Raw genomic sequence first — 1,810 nt, 5'->3', positions numbered from 1 at the left:
GCCCTGTTCCGTGCTCTCCACACCCCCGCGCGCCCCCTCGCCCTGGCCAACGTCTGGGACGTCGCCGGCGCGCGTGTCGTCGAGGCGGCCGGGGCCCCCGCGATCGCCACCACCAGCGCCGGGGTGGCCTGGTCGCTCGGCGCGTCGGACGGGAACCGCGTCTCCCCCGACCTGGTGCTCGACGTCCTCGCCCGCATCGCCTCGGCCGTCGCCGTCCCGGTCACCGCCGACATCGAGGGCGGTTACGGGCAGAGCCCGGCGGAGGTCGCGGAGACCGTCGCCCGCGTCCTGGACGCCGGGGTGGTGGGCGTCAACATCGAGGACGGCACCCGCCCGCCCCGCGCCCTCGCCGACCGGATCGAGGCGTCCCGCGAGGCGGCGCGGAAGGCGGGCGTCGACCTGTTCGTCAACGCCCGCGTCGACACGTACCTGCTCGGCCTGGGGGACCCCGCCGACCGCCTCCGGGACACGCTGGCCCGCGCCCGCACGTACGTCGACGCCGGTGCGGACGGCGTCTTCGTCCCCGGCGTCACCGACCCCGCCGTCGTTGCCGAACTGGCCGCCGGACTGGCCGTCCCGCTCAACGTCCTGGCCGGACCGGGCGCCCCGACGGTGGCCGAACTCGGCGCCCTCGGCGTGTCCCGGGTCAGCCTCGGCTCGGGCGTCGCCCAGGCCGCCTACGCCGCCGCACGCCGGGCCGCCCTCGACCTGCACGGCACGGGCGGCTACGACTCGCTCGACCACGCCATCCCGTACCCGGACCTCGACGCCCTCTTCCACGCGCCCGCCGACACGCCCCACTGAGGCGACCCGTCCCGTTAAGGTGACCCGGTGATCAGTGACGTGGATCTGCGGCACCTGCACCGCTGTGTGGAACTGGCGGCCCAGGCCCTGGAGTCCGGCGACGAGCCCTTCGGGTCCGTCCTGGTGGCGGGTGACGGAACCGTCCGGGGCGAGGACCACAACCGCGTCGCCTCCGGCGACCACACCCGACACCCCGAGTTCGCCCTGGCCCGCTGGGCGGCGGGGCACATGACACCCGCGGAGCGCGCCGCGGCCACCGTCTACACCTCCGGCGAGCACTGCCCGATGTGCGCCGCCGCGCACGGCTGGGTGGGGCTCGGCCGGATCGTGTACGTGGCCTCCGGCGCCCAGTTGGCGAGCTGGCTCACCGGGTGGGGCGTCCCCGCCGCCCCGGTCGCCGCCCTGCCGGTCACCACCGTCGTCCCGGACGCGGTGGTGGAGGGACCGGTCCCGGAACTGGTCGACGAGGTGCGCGCCCTGCACCACCGCCTGCACCACCGGGCCGGCCCCGACGCACCGGCCTAGCCCAGGGCCGCGAGGCCCCGCTGCAGGTCGTCGAGGTTCATGACCGGCTGGAACGTCACGTGCGCGCCGAGCTCCTGGAAGAACGGGTCCGCGGCGGCGGGGAGTTCGGAGCTGTCCTGCATGTCGAAGAACAGGATCATGGTGCGCCCGCCCTCGGGGGTGAAGTAGGCGGCCTCCGGCTTGAGCCGCGCCATGGCCTCCCTCACCAGGTCGGGCATCCCGCCCTCGTTCATCACCTTGTTCGACGCCTGGGTGTCCAAGCGGGCCTTCATCATCATCCGCATCGCACACTCTCCTCGCCCACCGGCATCCGCGCGGTCGCGTCCGCACTCGTCGTGATCCGGCACCGCCCTCCCAGCCTCGGGCCGCCGGTCACCGCCCGCAACATCTCCTCCGCCCCCTGTGCGACGTGACGGCGCGGCCCCGTCCGTGCGGTGGGCCGCCGCACCGCGCGGAGCGGTACGACGGCCCACCGCACGGA

General features: G+C 75.4%; 3 protein-coding genes. 2 read left to right on the top strand and 1 reads right to left on the bottom strand.

Annotated elements, in window-relative coordinates:
• The first annotated feature begins 3 nt into the window (after window positions 1-3).
• Window positions 4-804, top strand: coding sequence for an isocitrate lyase/PEP mutase family protein (locus tag ACOV8S_RS10680; protein WP_448317903.1), 801 nt, complete (start codon window positions 4-6; stop codon window positions 802-804).
• A 27-nt stretch (window positions 805-831) separates the two neighbouring features.
• Window positions 832-1,329: a nucleoside deaminase gene (locus ACOV8S_RS10675; protein ID WP_448317552.1), complete on the top strand. Its 498-nt coding sequence runs from the start codon at window positions 832-834 to the stop codon at window positions 1,327-1,329.
• Here ACOV8S_RS10675 and ACOV8S_RS10670 read toward each other — a convergent pair.
• Window positions 1,326-1,613, bottom strand: coding sequence for a hypothetical protein (locus tag ACOV8S_RS10670; protein ID WP_448317551.1), 288 nt, complete (start codon window positions 1,611-1,613; stop codon window positions 1,326-1,328). The genes ACOV8S_RS10675 and ACOV8S_RS10670 overlap by 4 nt on opposite strands.
• Window positions 1,614-1,810 lie beyond the last annotated feature (197 nt).

The sequence above is a fragment of the Streptomyces sp. CO7 genome, assembly GCF_053474865.1.
The sequence above is the reverse complement of the archived record's forward strand: the minus strand, read 5'-3'. Positions and strand labels throughout refer to the sequence as shown.